10 protein-coding genes and 1 CRISPR repeat array (1 of these 11 cut by a window edge) are annotated in these 16,601 nt (G+C 71.8%); of the genes, 4 read left to right on the top strand and 6 right to left on the bottom strand.

Annotated elements, in window-relative coordinates:
• Nucleotides 1-473: a CRISPR direct-repeat array (repeat unit 29 nt; unit sequence GGGACCACCCCCGCATGCGCGGGGACCAC) (it extends 1,031 nt beyond the left edge of the window).
• A gap of 1,411 nt (nucleotides 474-1,884) precedes the next feature.
• On the bottom strand, nucleotides 1,885-2,952 hold the full coding sequence (locus ACH4D5_RS01615; protein WP_398297444.1) for a YihY/virulence factor BrkB family protein: 1,068 nt from the start codon (nucleotides 2,950-2,952) through the stop codon (nucleotides 1,885-1,887).
• 161 nt (nucleotides 2,953-3,113) lie between these two features.
• On the opposite strand from ACH4D5_RS01615, the gene ACH4D5_RS01610 reads away from it, so the two are divergent.
• The 3 genes from ACH4D5_RS01610 to ACH4D5_RS01600 all read left to right on the top strand — a co-directional run bounded on the left by ACH4D5_RS01610 (nucleotide 3,114) and on the right by ACH4D5_RS01600 (nucleotide 6,486).
• On the top strand, nucleotides 3,114-3,512 hold the full coding sequence (locus ACH4D5_RS01610; protein ID WP_398298488.1) for a molybdopterin-binding protein: 399 nt from the start codon (nucleotides 3,114-3,116) through the stop codon (nucleotides 3,510-3,512).
• Nucleotides 3,513-3,652: 140 nt separating this feature from the next.
• A complete protein-coding gene (modA, locus tag ACH4D5_RS01605) occupies nucleotides 3,653-4,450 on the top strand; it encodes a molybdate ABC transporter substrate-binding protein (RefSeq protein WP_398297442.1) in 798 nt (265 codons plus the stop codon).
• 83 nt (nucleotides 4,451-4,533) lie between these two features.
• The gene (locus tag ACH4D5_RS01600) at nucleotides 4,534-6,486 is read left to right on the top strand and encodes an ABC transporter permease (protein ID WP_398298486.1); all 1,953 of its coding nucleotides are present in this window, start codon (nucleotides 4,534-4,536) and stop codon (nucleotides 6,484-6,486) included.
• An 82-nt stretch (nucleotides 6,487-6,568) separates the two neighbouring features.
• Here the strand turns inward: ACH4D5_RS01600 and ACH4D5_RS01595 are convergent, their stop codons facing one another.
• The 4 genes from ACH4D5_RS01595 to ACH4D5_RS01580 all read right to left on the bottom strand — a co-directional run bounded on the left by ACH4D5_RS01595 (nucleotide 6,569) and on the right by ACH4D5_RS01580 (nucleotide 10,487).
• Entirely contained in the window at nucleotides 6,569-8,182 is a 1,614-nt protein-coding gene (locus tag ACH4D5_RS01595) for a GAF domain-containing sensor histidine kinase (RefSeq protein ID WP_398297440.1), read from the bottom strand.
• Between the two features lie 62 nt (nucleotides 8,183-8,244).
• Nucleotides 8,245-9,282 (bottom strand): rod shape-determining protein, encoded by a 1,038-nt coding sequence (locus ACH4D5_RS01590; protein ID WP_398297438.1) that lies wholly within the window; start codon nucleotides 9,280-9,282, stop codon nucleotides 8,245-8,247.
• 579 nt (nucleotides 9,283-9,861) lie between these two features.
• Nucleotides 9,862-10,164, bottom strand: a complete 303-nt coding sequence (locus ACH4D5_RS01585) for a hypothetical protein (RefSeq protein ID WP_398297436.1) — start codon at nucleotides 10,162-10,164, stop codon at nucleotides 9,862-9,864.
• Nucleotides 10,164-10,487 (bottom strand): hypothetical protein, encoded by a 324-nt coding sequence (locus ACH4D5_RS01580; RefSeq protein ID WP_398297434.1) that lies wholly within the window; start codon nucleotides 10,485-10,487, stop codon nucleotides 10,164-10,166. Before ACH4D5_RS01580 ends, ACH4D5_RS01585 begins: the two co-directional genes overlap by 1 nt.
• 568 nt (nucleotides 10,488-11,055) lie before the next feature.
• Here ACH4D5_RS01580 and ACH4D5_RS01575 point away from each other — a divergent pair.
• A complete protein-coding gene (locus ACH4D5_RS01575) occupies nucleotides 11,056-14,760 on the top strand; it encodes a S8 family serine peptidase (RefSeq protein WP_398297432.1) in 3,705 nt (1,234 codons plus the stop codon).
• A gap of 70 nt (nucleotides 14,761-14,830) precedes the next feature.
• Here ACH4D5_RS01575 and ACH4D5_RS01570 read toward each other — a convergent pair whose 3' ends face one another.
• A complete protein-coding gene (locus ACH4D5_RS01570; RefSeq protein ID WP_398297431.1) occupies nucleotides 14,831-16,420 on the bottom strand; it encodes an acyl-CoA synthetase in 1,590 nt (529 codons plus the stop codon).
• Nucleotides 16,421-16,601 lie beyond the last annotated feature (181 nt).

The following is a 16,601-nucleotide window of genomic DNA, read 5'->3' as shown; positions in this document are numbered from 1 at the left end:
GCGTCCCCTCCCCGTCCGGGGGGCCACCCCCGCATGCGCGGGGACCACGAAGGCCAGCCGTCCGTGCTGATTAGGCGGGACCACCCCCGCATGCGCGGGGACCACTGTCCGGTTCGACGAACAGGCCCTCATAGGACGGGGACCACCCCCGCATGCGCGGGGACCACGCCTCGGCAGGCGACCGGGAGCGCCAGCGGGAGGGACCACCCCCGCATGCGCGGGGGCCACCCCCGTGCTGCGGTTCGTGCACGGCGGTCGAAGGGACCACCCCCGCATGCGCGGGGACCACGCGACGGCCGATGTCGACTACACCAACCCCAAGGGACCACCCCCGCATGCGCGGGGACCACACTCGGTCCCGGCTCCCTGCGGGACCTGTCCCGGGACCACCCCCGCATGCGCGGGGACCACCCGAAAGGACCAGCACGTGACCGCCCGACCGCCGGGACCACCCCCGCATGCGCGGGGACCACAGGGGCCGACCTGCACGTTCATGGGTTGGGGTAGTCAACTTTGCCTACTAGCACGGGAACCGACATTTCTGGCAACTGTCTTCACGCTTTACGGACCATGAGAGGAGCTCTTGTTGCTGCGGTGCCTACAGTGCAGCCCAAGAACGACCTTGGGGACTTGCGAAGCGGGCAGGAGGGCAGACATTCTCTCACTCTGAACAGAGCTGCTCCAGGCCATAAACGTCTGAAGGTTCTCCAGGTTGCCGCTCGCCGATGGACTGGCGAGTGGGGGTGCGGTCCTCGCGTCTGCGGGGGTGATCCCTGGGGGTCTCTGGTATTTGAGTGTTCCCCGCTCCTGCGGGGCTTGAGGTGGATTCGCAGGTACTGGTACGTTCACGCCCTCTTGGGCCACCCCTGCATGCGAGGGGATCACGAGTCGACGGTGATCCCGGTGCCGGCCGTGCCGGGCCCCGCATACGCGGGGACCACACCGCCGCAGTGTCCATTCCGACCGGTAACCGGGGGCCACCCCCGCATGCGCGGGGATCACGTCCGTCAGCCGGCCAGGGCGTCGCCGGGCCGGAGCACCCCTGCATGTGCGAGGAGCAGCGGCCATCACGCCAGGCCACCAGCGCGTGGGCGGGACCGTCCCGCGTGTGAGGGGAGCAGATCGTGCACAGCATCTGCAGGAAGCGTCGATGGGACCATCTCCGCGCGCGGGAATGGTCTCCCCGCAACGGGCGGCAGCGGACTGCCGCCCGTCTCCTCCCCATGCCTATGGGGATGGTCCCCTCGCCATGGGGGCTCTCCCCCTCTGGGACACCTGCTCCCCGCGCCCGCGGGGGATGTTCCCGCATCCCGCGCCTACCCCGCGTTGATCAGCTTTTGCTCCTCCAGCAGCGGGGAGGGCCTCGACGTTCTGCCGCCGATGCGCAACATCGCGGCGTGTCTTTTGGCTTGGGCGCATGACCGTCGAGGCGTTCAGCATCCTGGGTCTGGTCGACGTACTCCGAGGGCACGTTCCAGAGGGCGGGCGCTGATCTGCATGCCGGACCGTAGTTACGCAGTGTAGTGACTTCTTCGGAGTCTTGGCTGTGAATGATCAGGTCCCGGTGCCGCATGTATTGGCGGGGGAAGCAGCACTAGGTTCGTTGCTGAGTCTCGTGCGCTCCTGCGGGCGTGGAGACGCGCGAGTGGGGGGTGTGGCGAACACCTAACGCACCCTTGATCGAGCAGGATCGAGGTGGATGCGGCGGGGACAGGCGTAAATGTTCGTCCCGTCCGCATTTTCGCAGGTGAGGCGCGTCACTGATTTGGGTTCGAGTCCCACCCGCCCCACCATGTGTTGCCCATGCAGGAACGTTTTAAGCAGGGGCGACGCAAGGCCCCCGCTGACGGCGGGGGCCTTTTTCGTGCCGTCACACGTCCGGCATCAGACGTCCGAAGAGGTCGCCGGGCGGCCCTTGCGGCGGCGCGGCCACTTCCGGGTGTCGCGGGGCTCCACGTAGGGCTCCTCCTCCGGGGGCATGCCGCCGGAGATCGCCCGCTGGCGGGCCAGCTCCGCGTCGAATTCGAGGCCGAGCAGGATGGCCAGGTTCGAGAGCCAGAGCCAGATCAGGAAGACGACGACACCGGCGAGGGTTCCGTACGTCTTGTTGTACGAGGCGAAATTCGCGACGTACAGGGCGAAGCCGCCGGAGGCGAGCAGCCAGAGCAGGACCGCGAGGGCGCTGCCGGGGCTCAGCCAGCGGAAGCCGGGGCCGTGGACGTTCGGGGCGCGCCAGAAGAGCAGGCCGATCATCACGATCACGAGGACCAGCAGGACCGGCCACTTGGCGATGGACCAGACGGTCAGCGCCGCGTCGCCCACGCCGATCGCGTCACCGGCCCGCTCGGCCAGCGGCCCCGTGAAGACCACGATCACCGCGCTGACGGCGAGCAGGATCATGAGGACCACGGTCAGGGCGATGCGGAGCGGGGTCAGCTTCCACACCGGGCGGCCCTCGGGAAGGTCGTAGACGGCGTTGGAGGTGCGGATGAACGCCGCCACGTAACCGGAGGCCGACCAGACCGCGAGCACCAGGCTCACGATCGCCATCACGCCGCTGGTACCGCCGCTGTCCCCGAGCTGCCGCACCGCGTCGCCGAGCAGATCGCGCACCGGGCCGGGGGCCAGCTGCTGCAGATTGTCGAGGACCGTGTGGGTCGCCGATTCGCCGATCACGCCCAGGATCGAGACGAGGACCAGCAGCGCCGGGAAGAGGGAGAGGACGCCGTAGTACGTCAGGGCCGCGGCCCGGTCGGCCAGATCGTCGTCCATGAACTCCTTGCCGGTGCGCCGCAGGACCGACCACCAGGAGCGCGCGGGCAGCTCGGTGGGCTCGTCCGGGGCGGCCCGCTCGACCTCAGGGCCCGGGCCGGTACCGAGGGTGGGCTCGGTCCTGTCGTGGGCCGGCTCGTTCTCGCCGTGCACGTGTTTGTCCCTGCCGAAGAGTGCCATGCGGAGGCGAGTTGACCGGTTCGGGCGGCGTATGCCTGCTGGGGGGTGGGCGTGCTGGGGCTTGGAGGTTCCTCCAGGGGTTGGGGTGTGGTGGCGCAGTTGCCATGGAGAAGTGCCTCAACTTTTACAAATGCGAGGCGATCGCGCTTATCTTGTCGCATATGCAGTCCTACACAATCGGGCAGGCCGCCCGTCTGCTCGGGGTCAGTCCCGATACCGCTCGTCGTTGGGCCGATGCCGGGCGGGTCGCCACGCATCGGGACGAGGGTGGGCGGCGGCTCATCGACGGGCGGGATCTTGCCGCCTTCTCCGTCGAGGTCGGGCAGGCCGGTGGTGGCGGGGAGGAGGACGTTCCGTACACCTCCGCGCGTAACGCCTTTCCCGGGATCGTCACCGCCGTGAAGCTCGGTGACGTCGCCGCGCAGGTCGAGATCCAGGCCGGGCCGCACCGGCTGGTCTCGTTGCTGACCCGGGAGGCCGTGGAGGAGCTCGGCCTGGAGGTGGGTGTGGAGGCCACTGCTCGGGTCAAGTCCACCAGCGTGCATATCGATCGTGCGTGAGTGCGTCCGTGCGTGAGTGAGTCCGTGCGTGGTCGCGGCCGTGTCTGGGCGCGTCCATGCCTGAGCGCGTCCATGCCTGAGTGAGTTTGTGTCTGAGCGCGTCGCTTTGTCTGTGTTCGTCGTCCGCTAGGAGCCGTGCCATGTCCCCGAAGTTCTCCGGCCGCACCGTCCGTCGTGCTGTCGCCGCTGCCGCCACCGCCGCCCTGCTCGTTCCGCTCGCCGCGTGCGGGAATGACGACGACAGTGAGAGTGAGAAGGACAGTGGAGGGAAGGACGTGAGCCTCACCGTGCTTGCCGCCTCCTCCCTCACCGATGTCTTCGCCACTGCCGAGAAGGCGTACGAGAAGGAGCACCCGGGGACGAAGATCACCGTTTCCGCTGCCGGGTCGCAGGAGCTCGCCGCGCAGGTCAAGCAGGGGGCGCCGGCCGATGTGCTGGTCACCGCCGACACCAAGACCATGGACGGGCTGAAGGGGGAGACCGGCAAGCCCACCGTCATCGCCAAGAACCGGCTCGTCATCGCCACCCGTGAGGGCAATCCGGAGAAGGTGAAGGGGCTGAAGGATCTCGGCGACAGCAAGCTGAAGGTGGTGCTCGCCGATGACACCGTGCCCGTCGGGCGGTACAGCAAGCAGGTTCTCGACAAGCAGGGCGTCGACGTTAAGCCGGTCTCCAAGGAGGCGAACGTACGCTCCGTGCTCAGCAAGGTCGAGCTGGGCGAGGCCGATGCCGGGATCGTGTACCGGACCGACGCCGCCACCGCACCGGACAAGGTCGACGCCGTCGAGATTCCCGACGCGCAGAACGCCGTCGCCTCCTACCCGGCCGCGACCCTCAAGGGGTCCGAGAACGGGGAGGCGGCTGCCGCCTTCGTGAAGTGGCTCAGCACGCCCGAAGCGCAGAAGCTGCTGCGGGACGCCGGCTTCCAGAAGCCGTGACCCGCCTCCGCACCGGTCTCCGCACCCGCACCCGCACCGGTCTCCGTGCCCGCACCGGCACCGGCGACCGCACCGGCAGTCGTATGCGGGCGCGTGGCCGTCCGCCGCTCACGCTGGCCCTTCCCGCGCTGCTCGCCGTCGCGTTCCTGCTGATGCCGCTCGTCGGCATCCTCGCCCGGACCGAGTGGGGCGACCTCGGAAGTCATCTGACGGCTCCCGGGGTCACCGAGGCCCTGAAGCTCTCGCTGGTCGTGTCCTTCTGGGCGCTCGGGCTCTCGCTGCTGCTCGGGGTGCCGCTGGCCTGGCTCCTTGCGCGCGTCGAGTTCCGGGGGAAGGCGTTCGTACGGTCTCTCGTGCTGCTGCCCATGGTGCTGCCGCCGACCGTCGGCGGTGTCGCGCTGCTCCTCGGATTCGGGCGGCGCGGGCTGCTCGGGCCGTGGCTGGAGGACACCTTCGGGATCGTGCTGCCCTTCCACACGTCGGGTGCGGTGGTCGCGGCGACGTTCGTCGCCATGCCCTTCCTCGTCATCAGCCTGGAAGGCGCGCTGGGCGGGTTGCGGCCCGGCTTCGAGGAGACCGCGGCGTCGCTCGGTGCCTCTCCGGTACGGGTGTTCCTCACCGTCACCCTGCCGATGGTCGCCCCCGGGCTCGCCGCCGGGGCCGCGCTGACCTGGGCGCGGGCGCTCGGTGAGTTCGGGGCCACCATCACCTTCGCGGGCAATCTGCCGGGGACCACGCAGACCTTGCCGCTCCAGGTGTATCTGCTGCTCCAGGACTCGCCGGAGGCCGCGACCTCCCTGTCGCTGCTGTTGCTCGCCATCGCGATGGCGGTGCTCGTCGGGCTGCGGGGGCGGTGGACGGCGGGGGCCTCCGTGCGGGCACCCCGTGGCCCGGGCGCGGACGAGTCGGCGGCGCACGATGACGATCCCAAGGGTTCGGCCGAGGGGGACGGTGCCGAGGCGGACGGTGGAGGCCCCGTCGGGCCCGTTCCCTCCCAGAAGTGGAGCCTGCACGCCGACGTCACCGGCCACAACCAGCTCACCCTCGACGCCGAACCCGGCACCACCATCGCCGTCGTCGGGCCCAACGGCGCAGGCAAGACCACGCTCCTGCGCGCCCTCCTCGGCCTTACCCCGCGCGCCCACGCACGCCTGCGGCTCGGCGAGCGCGACGTCACCGCGCTGCCGCCGCACCGGCGTGGGGTCGCCTGGGTGCCCCAGGAGGGCGCGCTCTTTCCGCATCTGACCGCGCTCGGCAACACCGCGTACGGGCTGCGCGCGCAGGGCGTCCGGCGTGCCGGGGCCCGCCGCGAGGCGCAGGCCTGGCTCGACCGGCTCGGCGTCGGGCACCTCGCGCACCGCAGGCCCGCCCAGCTCTCCGGCGGGCAGGCCCAGCGGGTCGCGCTGGCGCGGGCGCTGGCGGCCAGGCCCCGGCTGCTGCTCCTCGACGAACCGCTCGCCGCGCTCGACCAGACCACCCGCGCCCACGTCCGCCACACCCTGCGCCGCCACCTCGACGGGTTCGGCGGGGTCTGCCTCATCGTCACGCACGACCCCGTCGAGGCGGTCTCGCTGGCCGACCGGGTCCTCGTGCTCGACGAGGGGCGTACGTTGCAGGACGCGCCGCCCGCCGAGGTGACCCGGCACCCGCGTTCACCCTGGGTGGCCCGCATGCTCGGCCGCAACGCCTGGCCCGGCACGGCGACCGCCGACGGGGCGCTCGCGCTGGCGGGGGAGGGGCGGCTGGTCGTCGCCGATCCGCCGCCGGCCGGGGCGCGGGCGCTCGCGGTCATCGCGCCGGAGGCCGTGTCCGTGCACCGCGAGAAGCCGACGGGCAGCCCTCGCAACGTCTGGCCCGGGACGGTACGGGAGATCACCGCCGCCGGGAGCCGGCTTCGCGTCCTCATCACCTCGCGTGCGGCGCCGGACTTGGTCGCCGAGATCACTCCGCAGGCGGCCCTGGAGCTGGGGCTCGCGGACGGGGTGGAGGTGTGGACGAGCGTGAAGGCGACGGAGGTGTCCGTGGTGGCGCTCTGAGGGGGGCTTGCTGCGTGTGGAGGTGGAGGGGTCTGCTGTGGGGCCGTCTGGTTACAGCGGTGCCTGCCGTGGTGCCGTCTGGCTACAGCGGTGCCTGCCACGTCACCGTCGTCCCCGCCTCCACGCCGTCCGTGTCCCCGTCGTCGTACACCGTCAGGCGCACGCCCTCGCGGCCGTCGGGAAGGGTCGCCCGCGCGTCGACCGTCACGTCGACGCGGGTGACGCCGGTGCGGCGGGAGGTGGCGGCGAGGGAGCGGCGGAGGGCGGCCAGCAGGTGGCCGGCCGCCGGGTCGGTGACGCGGGTGTCGACGGCGCCGGCGAAGTGTACCGACGGCTGGATGCCGAGGACCGCGGCGGCGCCCGCTGTCTCACGCAGGACCTTGCCGCGGAAGGTCGCCGGTGCGTCGGCGGGTGGCTGCTGGAGCGCGAAGATCGCCGTACGGACCTCCTGGATGGTGGACTCCAGCTCGTCGACGGCGTGGTCGAGGGTGGACTCGACCGGGGTCGACCGGGCCCTGCGGCGGGTGGACTCCAGCATCATGCCGGTGGCGAAGAGGCGCTGGACGACGAGGTCGTGCAGGTCGCGGGCGATGCGGTCGCGGTCCTCGAAGACCGCGAGGCGCTCCCGGCCCTGCTGGGCGTCGGCCAGTACGAGGGCGACCGCGGCCTGCGAGGCGAACTGCGTGGCGAGGAGCCGCTCGGCGGAGGTGTAGGCGGGCGCGCCGCGGCGGCGGGGCAGCGCGAGCGTGCCGATGAGCCGGCCGCCCGCCTGCAGCGGCAGCATCATGCTGGGCCCGAAACGGGCCCGCACGTGCGTCGTCATGCGCGGGTCCGTGGCCGAGTCCTCGATGAACACCGGCTCACCCCCGAGGAGCTGCGTGAGCACGGCACTACCGGGCTCGATGGTGGTGCCGATGAGGTCGTTGGGGTGGGGGTGTGGAGCGGGCGCAAGGGCCGCTGTCCCACCGCCCGGCAACGCGCCGCCCGCCCCGCGGCCGCCCCCGGCGCGTTCCTGTGCCGAGGCCGAGGCTGAGGCCGAGGCGCCCCAGCCGTGGGGCTCGCCGTCCGTGGCGGCTGCGACGATGCGCATGCCGCCTGCCTTTGTGGGCTGCAGGATCACGCCTGCCGCCGCGCCCGCGAGGATCCTTGCCCGGTCGGCGACCGTCATCAGTGCGTCCGGTGCGGTCTCGCCGGTGAGGAGGGCTGTGGTGACGGCCGCGGCGCCCTCGATCCAGCGCTCCCGTTGGCGGGCCGCCTCGAACAGGCGGGCGTTGCCGATGGAGATGCCCGCCTGGCTCGCCAGGATCCGCAGGAGCTGGCGGTCCTCGTCGGTGAAGGGGCCGCCGCCCGCCTTGCGGGCGAGCAGCAGCGTGCCGAAGGGCTCGTCGTGGACGTGGATCGGCACGTGGACGGCGGTGCCGTCCTCGTCCGCCTCCGGGCGCACCGTCGGCACGCCGTCGGGGAAGCGGCCGGGGCCGCCCGCCACGAACAGTTCCGCCGACCCCTCGTGACCGGCGGAGACGTCGACGGAGAGCGTGCCGAGGCCCGCCCCGGTCAGCCGCGCCGCGCTGTCCACGATGTGCTGGAGCGTCGCGCGCAGTTCGAGGTCCGTGCCGACGCTGAGGACCGCCTCCAGGATCGGCTGCAGCGGCGAAGGCGGCGGCCCGTCCGCTCCTTCGGGCGTCTCCTCGGTCACGTACGACGTACTCCGTACTCCGTGCTCGCCGGCGGTGCCGTGGCGGTGGGGGCCCTTGCCCGTCAGCCGGACAGAGGGTCCAGGACCAGCGGCTGGATCTTGCCCTCCAGCATCGCACCAAGTCCCATGACAGCGCACACATCCGGGCGTTCCGCGATATGTACCGGCATTCCGGTCGCGTCCCGCAGCATCTGGTCGAGGCCGGGGAGGAGCGCGCTGCCGCCCACCAGCATGATCCCGCGGTCCGCGAGGTCGGCCACCAGGTCCGGCGGGCAGTCGCGCAGCACCTTGCCGATGCCGTCGAGGACGGCGGTGAGCGGGGTGTGGATCGCCTCGCGGACCGCGGCCGTGTCCACCTGGACCGAACGGGCCACGCCCGTCGCGACGTCCCTGCCGTGGATCTCCGTGGACTCGGGCCCCTGCGGGGTGAGGCCGTTGCCGCGCAGGGCGAGCTGGAGGGGGCGTACGGACTGGGAGGGCAGCATCAGTTCGTGCTGGTGGCGCAGGTGCTGCACGATCGCGTTGTCGATGGCCTCGCCGCCCACGGGAACGCGCTCCGCGGTCACGATCGAGCCGAGCGAGAGGACCGCGACCTGGGTGGTGGCGGCGCCGCAGACGAGGATCATCGTCGCCTCGGGGCGCTCCACGGGGAGGCCGCAGCCGACGGCCGCCGCGATGAGGGTGTCCACCAGCTCCACGCGGCGGGCGCCGAGCCCGACCATCGTCTCGACGGCGGCGCGCTGCGCCAGCGGGTCCGCGTCGTGCGGGGTGCAGGCGGCGGCGCGCAGCCGGGGCTTGCGGCGCAGGGTGCGGCGGAGCTTCTCGCCGAGCAGGTGCCGCAGCATGCGCTGGGCCATCTCGATGTCGACGACGGTGCCGCCGGAGACGGGGCGGACCACGCGGATGTAGCCGGGCGTACGCCCCGTCATCTGCTCGGCGAACTGGCCGACCGCGATGAGCGCGCCGGTCCGGGTGTTCACTGCGGCGGCGCTCGGCTCGTCGACGACGAGCCCGGCTCCCTTCACGAACACCCGGGTCCTCGCGGCACCCATGTCGACGGCGATGTGACAGCGGCGCAACTGCTCCAGACTGACGGTCATGGCAGGTCCTCCCGAGAGCGCAGACCGTACGGCCCGCCGGACGGCGGTCCTGTCTCGCATCGTGCGGCGCACGCGCGCGCCTCGCGCGCTGGGTTGAGCCGGGCGGGGTGCCGCCGCACGGGTGGTCTTTGGTGATGGACCCTCAGGCGCTCCGGACGATCTCGATGAACGCGCGCACGAAGCCGACCGTGCGTGTGGGCCCGACGACGGTGAGAGCCACCGCCCTGTACTCCGGTGTGCTGGACGGCACGGCCCTGCCGTCCCGGGGGACTGTGGGCGGCCCGAGGGGCGAGCAGATCGGTTCTTGCATTGGGCGGGCAGCGAAATGCACCAGCTCGGCGGCGCCAGGCGCTGACGCGGAGGCGGCCAGGTCCGAAGGCGAGGGGCGGCCGACTCCAGGGTGGTGAGGACCGCTTTCGGAGCGGTGACCTGTCGTGCGGGGCTCTACGCCCGGCTCACCAGAGTGGCCGCCAAGCTTTGGTATGTCTCGTACAGGAGGCGTCCCGTCGCTCGCGTACTTCGCGGACCTGGACGGTGTGCAGGTGTGCCTCTCCGTGCCGTACCAGCTGCCGTGCTGTTTCAGGGCCCAGGCGACGGCGACCTTGACCTTCCTGGGGGTGCCTTCGGGCAGTTCGTAGCCGGCGGGCAGTACGGCACTGGCGCTGCCGCGGGGGCGGAGAAGCGGGCGCTCATGGCATCTCGGCCACCAGTGGGGGAGCTGGGGACATGCGTGCTGGGCGCGCCGCGTCGTCGGTGAGCAGCGGTCCGAGGCCCGGTGACGTCGTGGCCCATGTCAGCCAGAGCGATGGACAGTTCGCGGTTGACGGTGACGATGCCACCGCTGTGGCCCGCCCAGGCCGTGGAGAGAGTGAGAACGCGCATCAGTCGACGAGGCCACCGGCGTTGGCCATGCGTTCGGCGAGGTCGCTGGTCACCTGCGCGAGTTCTTCGGCGCCCGAGGAAGCCGCTCCGTGCGCGAGGTCATGCCGCAGCCGGGCGGCGAACTCCTTCAGCAGGGCCGCGCTTGCCAGTGCTTCGGTGCCGGTGATGGTGACGCGCGCGTCATCGAGCCTGCCGGACAGGTTTTCGCGCTGCTCCGCCGCCTCCTCCGTGAAGCTGACGGGCTGGGAGACAACCGTTCCAGAGGCGTCCCGCAGGTACCGGCGGCTGCTCAGCAGGTGTTGCCTGGGATCCAATTCGGTCATGAGGACAATCCTTCGCTTCGGCATGTGTGGGTGACAGGACGTGATGGTGCGATGCGAGCCTTCGCGGTAGTCACTATGTGGGTCATGTGGTCCGGGTCTCCGGCGGTGTAGCGGGACAAGGAGGTCTCCGGTGCCATCAGCAGGCGCCCGCAGACTCGTCGCCCCCAGCGTCCAAACGCCAGATGACGGCCCAGCCCTCTGTAGATCATCATGTATGTGAAGTCGGCGGCACCGAAATAGTCATATTCGATGACCTCGATGGGGGTCAGATCCGTGCGTCCCGAGCCCTCATACTCACGCCGGAACCGGTCCGCTTCCTGGGCCGTCCCCTCGGGCCAGACGATTGTCCACGATCACCGGCAGTCCTTCCGGTCGATCTGTTGGGCCGCCCCAAGTCCCCGACCGGGTCGTGCCGTCACTGCGCGAGGCCCTTTGACTGGCGGATACGTGCCCTGGCGGATTCCCGCCACGTCACAGCAACTCCCTTGTACCACAGGGGCGCAGACACTTCTCGCAGCACTCGGGCACCACCCCCCTTGCCCGGGTCCGAAGAAGAGAGGCAGCCTCCATGACCAGAGCCCCTGTGCGGCGAAGAGCCGTGTTCGTGGCCGCCGCCGGTCTCGCGTTCGTCCTGCTTCCCGCCGGGCAGGGTGGTGCCGTGGCCGGTGACGGCGCCAAGGTCGCCGGTGCCCCTGAGAGAGGGGTCGCCCCCACCCCCGGCCACACCGTCACCCTCATCACAGGGGACAAGGTCACCGTCACCCGGCTCCCCGGCGGTCGGCAGGCCGTCACCGTCGACCGGCCCGCCGGGGCGGGCGGGGCGGTGCGCAGTCAGTTGGCGGGCGGGCACCTCACCGTCGTGCCGGACGAGGCGCGCCCGTATCTGCACTCCGGTGTCCTCGACGAGCGGCTGTTCGACGTGACGGAGCTGATCGGGCAGGGGCTCGCGTCCACAACCCCGGGAAAGACCGGGGGCGGGCTGCCCCTCATCGTCACCTACGACAAGAAGGCGCGGGGCGCCCGCGCGCTGCCGCGTGGGGTCGAGAAAGTGCGCTCCCTGGAGAGCATCGAGGGCGTCGCCGTCACTGCGGAGCAGCCGAGCGAACTGTGGCGTTCCCTGCGCGAGAAGGCGGCGAAGGCGTCAAAGGCGTCCCGCATTGACAAGGTGTGGCTCGACGGGCGCGTCCACGCGGACCTGGCGCAGAGCAATGCGCAGATCGGCACCCCCAAGGCCTGGGAGGCCGGGCTCACCGGCAAGGGTGTCAAGGTCGCCGTCCTGGACACGGGCTTCGACGCCGGGCACCCGGACCTCGAGGGGCGCGTCGCCGAGTCCAGGAGTTTCATATCCGGCGAGGAGGTCGCCGACCGCAACGGGCACGGGACGCATGTCGCCTCCACCGTCGGCGGGAGCGGCGCCGCGTCCGACGGCGGCAAGGAGAAGGGCGTCGCGCCCGGCGCCTCGCTCGCCGTCGGCAAGGTGCTCAGCGACGAGGGCTTCGGCAGCGAATCCGAGATCATCGCGGGCATGGAGTGGGCGGCGAGGGACGTCGACGCCACGATCGTGTCCATGAGCCTCGGCTCGCAGGAGGCCAGTGACGGCACCGACCCGATGGCCGCCGCCGTGAATTCTCTCTCCAAGGAGACTGGCGCCCTCTTCATCGTCGCGGCCGGGAACACCGGCGCACCCTCCTCCATCGGCTCGCCCGGTGCCGCCGACGCGGCGCTGACCGTCGGCGCCGTCGACTCCGCCGATGAGGCCGCGTACTTCACGAGCCGGGGCCCGCGCGCCGGTGACCACGGCCTCAAGCCCGACCTGTCGGCCCCCGGCGTCGATATCCTCGCCGCCCGCTCCCAACTCGCCGAAGGGGACGGCTTCTACACCGAGATGAGCGGTACGTCGATGGCGACGCCGCACGTCGCGGGTGTCGCTGCCCTGCTCGCCGAGCGACACCCCGACTGGACGGGCGCGCGGCTCAAGGACGCCCTGATGTCCACGTCCAGACAAATCGACGCATCCGCGTACGACTTGGGGGCGGGGCGGGTCAGCGTGCCGGACGCCCTCGACGCGCCCGTCACCGCGACCGGCAGTGTCGACCTCGGCTTCTACGGCTGGCCCTACGAAGGCAATGAGCCGGTCGGCAGGACCATCACGTACACGAACTCCACTGACACGAAAGTCGAGTTGAGCCTCGACGTCCAGGGCGCCGACGACGGCGTCGTCACGCTCGCCGACTCCGCCCTCACCGTCCCCGCGCACGGCACCGCGTCCACCACCGTCACCGGCGACGGCGCGCGGGCGCCCGTCGGGAACACCAGTGGTGCCGTCGTCGCGAGCGTCGGCGGGAAGAAGGTCGCGCACACCGCGTTCGGGCTGGTCAAGGAGGAGGAGCGGTACACGCTCACCGTCCACGTCAAGGACCGTGCCGGCGCCGCCGCCCCCGCCGACCTCGTGGTGCAGCGGCTCGCCGGGGGCACCGAGCCGTTCCCGGCCGCCGTCGGCGGCTCCGGCACGCTGAAGCTGCGGCTGCAACCCGGCACGTACGCCCTCTCGACCTTCCTCGACGTGCGCGGCAGCAAGGGTGAGGACTCCCTCGGGCTCGGTTTCCTCGCCGATCCTGAGATCCGCCTCGACCGGGACCGCACGGTCACCCTGGACGGGCGGAAGCTGCGCGAGATCACGGCCGACGTCGGCCGGCGCACCGAGACGAGGCAGCTGCTGATGGAGTACGACAGGAAGGCCGGCGGCGCCGACCTGATGGGCGCCGTCCAGGTGCCCGTGAAGTACGACAGCGTCTTCGCCGCGCCGACCGAGAAGGTCACCGAGGGCAGCTTCGAGTACCGCACCGTGTGGCGGCTCGGGAAGCCCCTCGTGGAGGTGAAGGGCCTGCGCGAGGCCGTCGCCCAGCCCGGCGGGACGATCGCCGAGGGGCGGCGGAAGTGGGCGCTGGTGGACGCGGGCGACGGCACCCCGGCCGCGTACGAGGGCAAGGACGTCCGTGGCAAGGCCGTCGTCGTGCGCCGTACGGACGCGGTCACGCCGGAGCGGCTCGGGCAGGCCGCACAGGACGCGGGCGCGGCCGCGCTGTTCGTGACGGACGGCCGGGCGGGGCGGCTGAACGCCTGGTTCGGCACCGACGACAACCGCGACCGGCCCCTCCAGATCGCCACGGTCGACGCCGCCGACGGGGCCCGGCTGATCGCCGCGGCGAAAGCGGGCAGGAAGGCCGAGAGCACCGGCACCCTCAACACCCCCTATGTGTACGACCTCTCCGAGGGGCATGAGGGGGCCGTCCCCAAGGACCTCGCGTACGAGCCCGGGAAGCGCGAACTGGCGGTTCTCGCAACGAAGTTCCACGCGGTGAAGCCCGCGGCGGGCGGCGAGTTCCGCTACTCCGTCACCGACACCTTTACCGTCGGCCTCGGCTTCCAGGAGAAGATCGACTACCCGGCCGAGCGGACGGAGTACGTCTCCACGGGCAAGGGCCAGCTGTGGCACGAGTCCGTGTCCACCGGGCCCGGCGCGCTGGAGGAGCGCAGCGGCCTCGTCGCCTACCGGGGCGGCAGGCAGACGGAGTTGAACTGGTTCAAGCCGGTGCTGCATCCCTGGCTCGGCACCGGTCTCGGCTGGGGTCAGACGCGCAGCGGGAACGACCTGGCGTTCAATGTGCCCGGCTGGGGCGACTCGGGCCCCGACCACACCGGCTTCGGCGACGTCTGGAACGAGGACTCGATGACGCAGGTCAGCGAGGTGTTCGTGGACGGGGTGAGCGCCGACCGGCGCAAGAGCTCGGGTGTGTACGTGTGGGACGCGGATCCCGCGGAGCGGACGTACAAGGTAGTGACCGACACGACGCTCGCCCCCGAGAGGTGGCACCTCGCGACCAAGGGGCACGCGGAGTGGACCTTCCGGTCCGAGGAGACGCCGGCGGGCAAGAAGACGTTCCTGCCGCTCCTGAACCTCGGGTTCGACGTGGACACGTCCCTGTCGGGCGACGTGCGGGGCGGGCGGACCGTGCCGGTCGGGATCTTCGCGGAGTACGTGAAGGGGGCGCCGGACACGGGCGTCATCGGGGGCGGGAAGCTGTCCGTCTCCTACGACGAGGGGGCGACGTGGAAGGAGGTTCCCTTGGTCCGGGGCGGCAAGAAGGCTTCCTGGGAGGGTGAGTTGAGGGTGCCGCGTGACGCCGGGTCCGTGTCCCTGCGGGCGTCTGCCTCCGACGACCGGGGCGGGGCCGTCTCCCAGGAGATCATCCGGGCGGTGGGGGTGAAGTAGCCCCTCCCCGCGGAGGGGGCCCGTGTCGTTCACGGACACGGGCCCCACCCTGGACCCCGAACCCCGCTCCTCAGTCGCCGGAGCGGCTCGATTCCAGCGCCCGCTTCATGATCTTCCCCATGTCGTTCCGCGGCAGCGCCTCCAGATACCGCACCACCCGCGGCCGCTTGTGCGGAGCCAGGCTCGACGCCACATGGTCCGCCAACTCCCCGGCGGTCGGCGGCGCCTCGGGGTCGGCGGGAACCACCCACGCCACGATCCGCTCGCCCAGGTCCGGGTCCGGCTCGCCGGTGACGGCGGCCTCCCGCACCCCGGCGTGTTCGAGCAGCGCGTTCTCGATCTCACCCGCGCCGATCTTGTAGCCGCCGCTCTTGATGAGGTCGGTCGCCTTGCGCCCGACGATGCGCACATAGCCGTCGGCGTCCCGTACGGCCATGTCGCCGGTGCGGAACCAGCCGCCGGGCGCGAACGCCGCCGCGGTCGCGTCCGGGCGGTTCAGGTACTCCGTGAACAGGTTGGGGCCGCGCACCTGGATCTCGCCGACCGCCTCGGGCCCGTACGTCGCGATCTCCTCGCCCGCCTCGTCCACCAGGCGCAGTTCGACACCCGGCAGCGGTACGCCGACCGCGCCCGCGCGGGGCTCCCCGTCGGCCCGCACGCTCGTGTTCATGAGGGTCTCCGTCATGCCGTACCGCTCGATGACGCGCCGGCCCGTGGCGGCCGCGATGCGCTCGTGGTCGTGGACCGGGAGCGCCGCCGAGCCGGACACCAGGAGCCGCGCCCCGGCCAGCGCCTTCGCCAGCTCCGGGTCGTCCGGCAGCGCCTCGGCGATCCGGTGGTACATCGTCGGCACCCCGAACAGCATCGTCGCCCCGGAGCCGAGCTCGCGCGTCACGCCCTCGGTGCCGAACCGGCCGAGGTGCCGCACGGAGCCGCCGCGCCGCAGCGGGCCGAGCGTGCCGAGGATCAGGCCGTGCACGTGGAAGAGCGGCAGGCCGTGCACGAGGACGTCGTCGCCGGTCCACTGCCAGGCGTCCGCCAGGGCGTCCAGCGTGGTGGCGATCGCGCGGCGCGGCAGGACGGCGCCCTTGGGCGGGCCCGTGGTGCCGGAGGTGTAGACGATCAGGGCGGGGGATTCGGGGTCGGGTTCGGCGGGTGCGCCTGCCGGGCGTTCGGAGGGTGCGCCTGCCGGGTGCCCAGCGGCCGTGCCCGCCAGGCGTTCGACGGCCGCGTCTGCCGGGCGTTCGGAGGGTGCGCCTGCCCGGCGTTCGGAGGGCGCGCCTGCCGGGTGCGCCGCGCCGTCCTGTCGTACGTCGACGTCGTGCCGGTCCACGTCGGCCAGGGCGGGCGGCAGGGAGACGCCGGGCTCGGCGAGCACCAGGGACGGCCTGCTGTCGCGCAGGATGTGCGTGAGCTCGGAGTCGCCCGACTTCGGGTTGAGCGGCACGGCAGGCACCCCCGCGAGCAGCGCGGCGACCACGCCGACGGCCGTCTCCAGGGACGGGGTCGCCCAGACGGCGACGCGGCTCTCGTCGCGCAGCCGCAGCGCCAACGAGCCCGCGACGGCGGCCAGTTCGGGGTAGGTCAGTGAGCGGTCGCCGAACCGGAGGGCCTCGCCGCGCGCGGCGTTGAGGGCCGGGAAGAGGGGATGGGGATCCACGTGTCGTACTCCTCGAAGTCCGTCGGGTGGTGCGTGCAGAGCATGTGCAGTCTCTGCACCGGGGCGTAATGAGAGTGTTACGCCCCTGAAGGTGCGGTGTCACAGTGATCACTGAGGCTGATGTGGCTGTCCGTCACTTTCCGATCAGCCAGCAGTAGTTATGTAACCCGGTCCTCCCCCC

The sequence above is a fragment of the Streptomyces sp. NPDC018029 genome, from assembly GCF_044327655.1.
Lineage (GTDB): Bacteria > Actinomycetota > Actinomycetes > Streptomycetales > Streptomycetaceae > Streptomyces.
The sequence above is the reverse complement of the archived record's forward strand: the minus strand, read 5'-3'. Positions and strand labels throughout refer to the sequence as shown.

Bases quoted from the DNA above. Each gene is read 5' to 3' on its own strand.
- ACH4D5_RS01615 (WP_398297444.1), bottom strand. From the start codon at position 2,952: ATGGCACTCTTCGGCAGGGACAAACACGTGCACGGCGAGAACGAGCCG.
- ACH4D5_RS01610 (WP_398298488.1), top strand. From the start codon at position 3,114: ATGCAGTCCTACACAATCGGGCAGGCCGCCCGTCTGCTCGGGGTCAGT.
- modA (WP_398297442.1), top strand. From the start codon at position 3,653: ATGTCCCCGAAGTTCTCCGGCCGCACCGTCCGTCGTGCTGTCGCCGCT.
- ACH4D5_RS01600 (WP_398298486.1), top strand. From the start codon at position 4,534: ATGCGGGCGCGTGGCCGTCCGCCGCTCACGCTGGCCCTTCCCGCGCTG.
- ACH4D5_RS01590 (WP_398297438.1), bottom strand. From the start codon at position 9,282: ATGACCGTCAGTCTGGAGCAGTTGCGCCGCTGTCACATCGCCGTCGAC.
- ACH4D5_RS01585 (WP_398297436.1), bottom strand. From the start codon at position 10,164: ATGCGCGTTCTCACTCTCTCCACGGCCTGGGCGGGCCACAGCGGTGGC.
- ACH4D5_RS01580 (WP_398297434.1), bottom strand. From the start codon at position 10,487: ATGACCGAATTGGATCCCAGGCAACACCTGCTGAGCAGCCGCCGGTAC.
- ACH4D5_RS01575 (WP_398297432.1), top strand. From the start codon at position 11,056: ATGACCAGAGCCCCTGTGCGGCGAAGAGCCGTGTTCGTGGCCGCCGCC.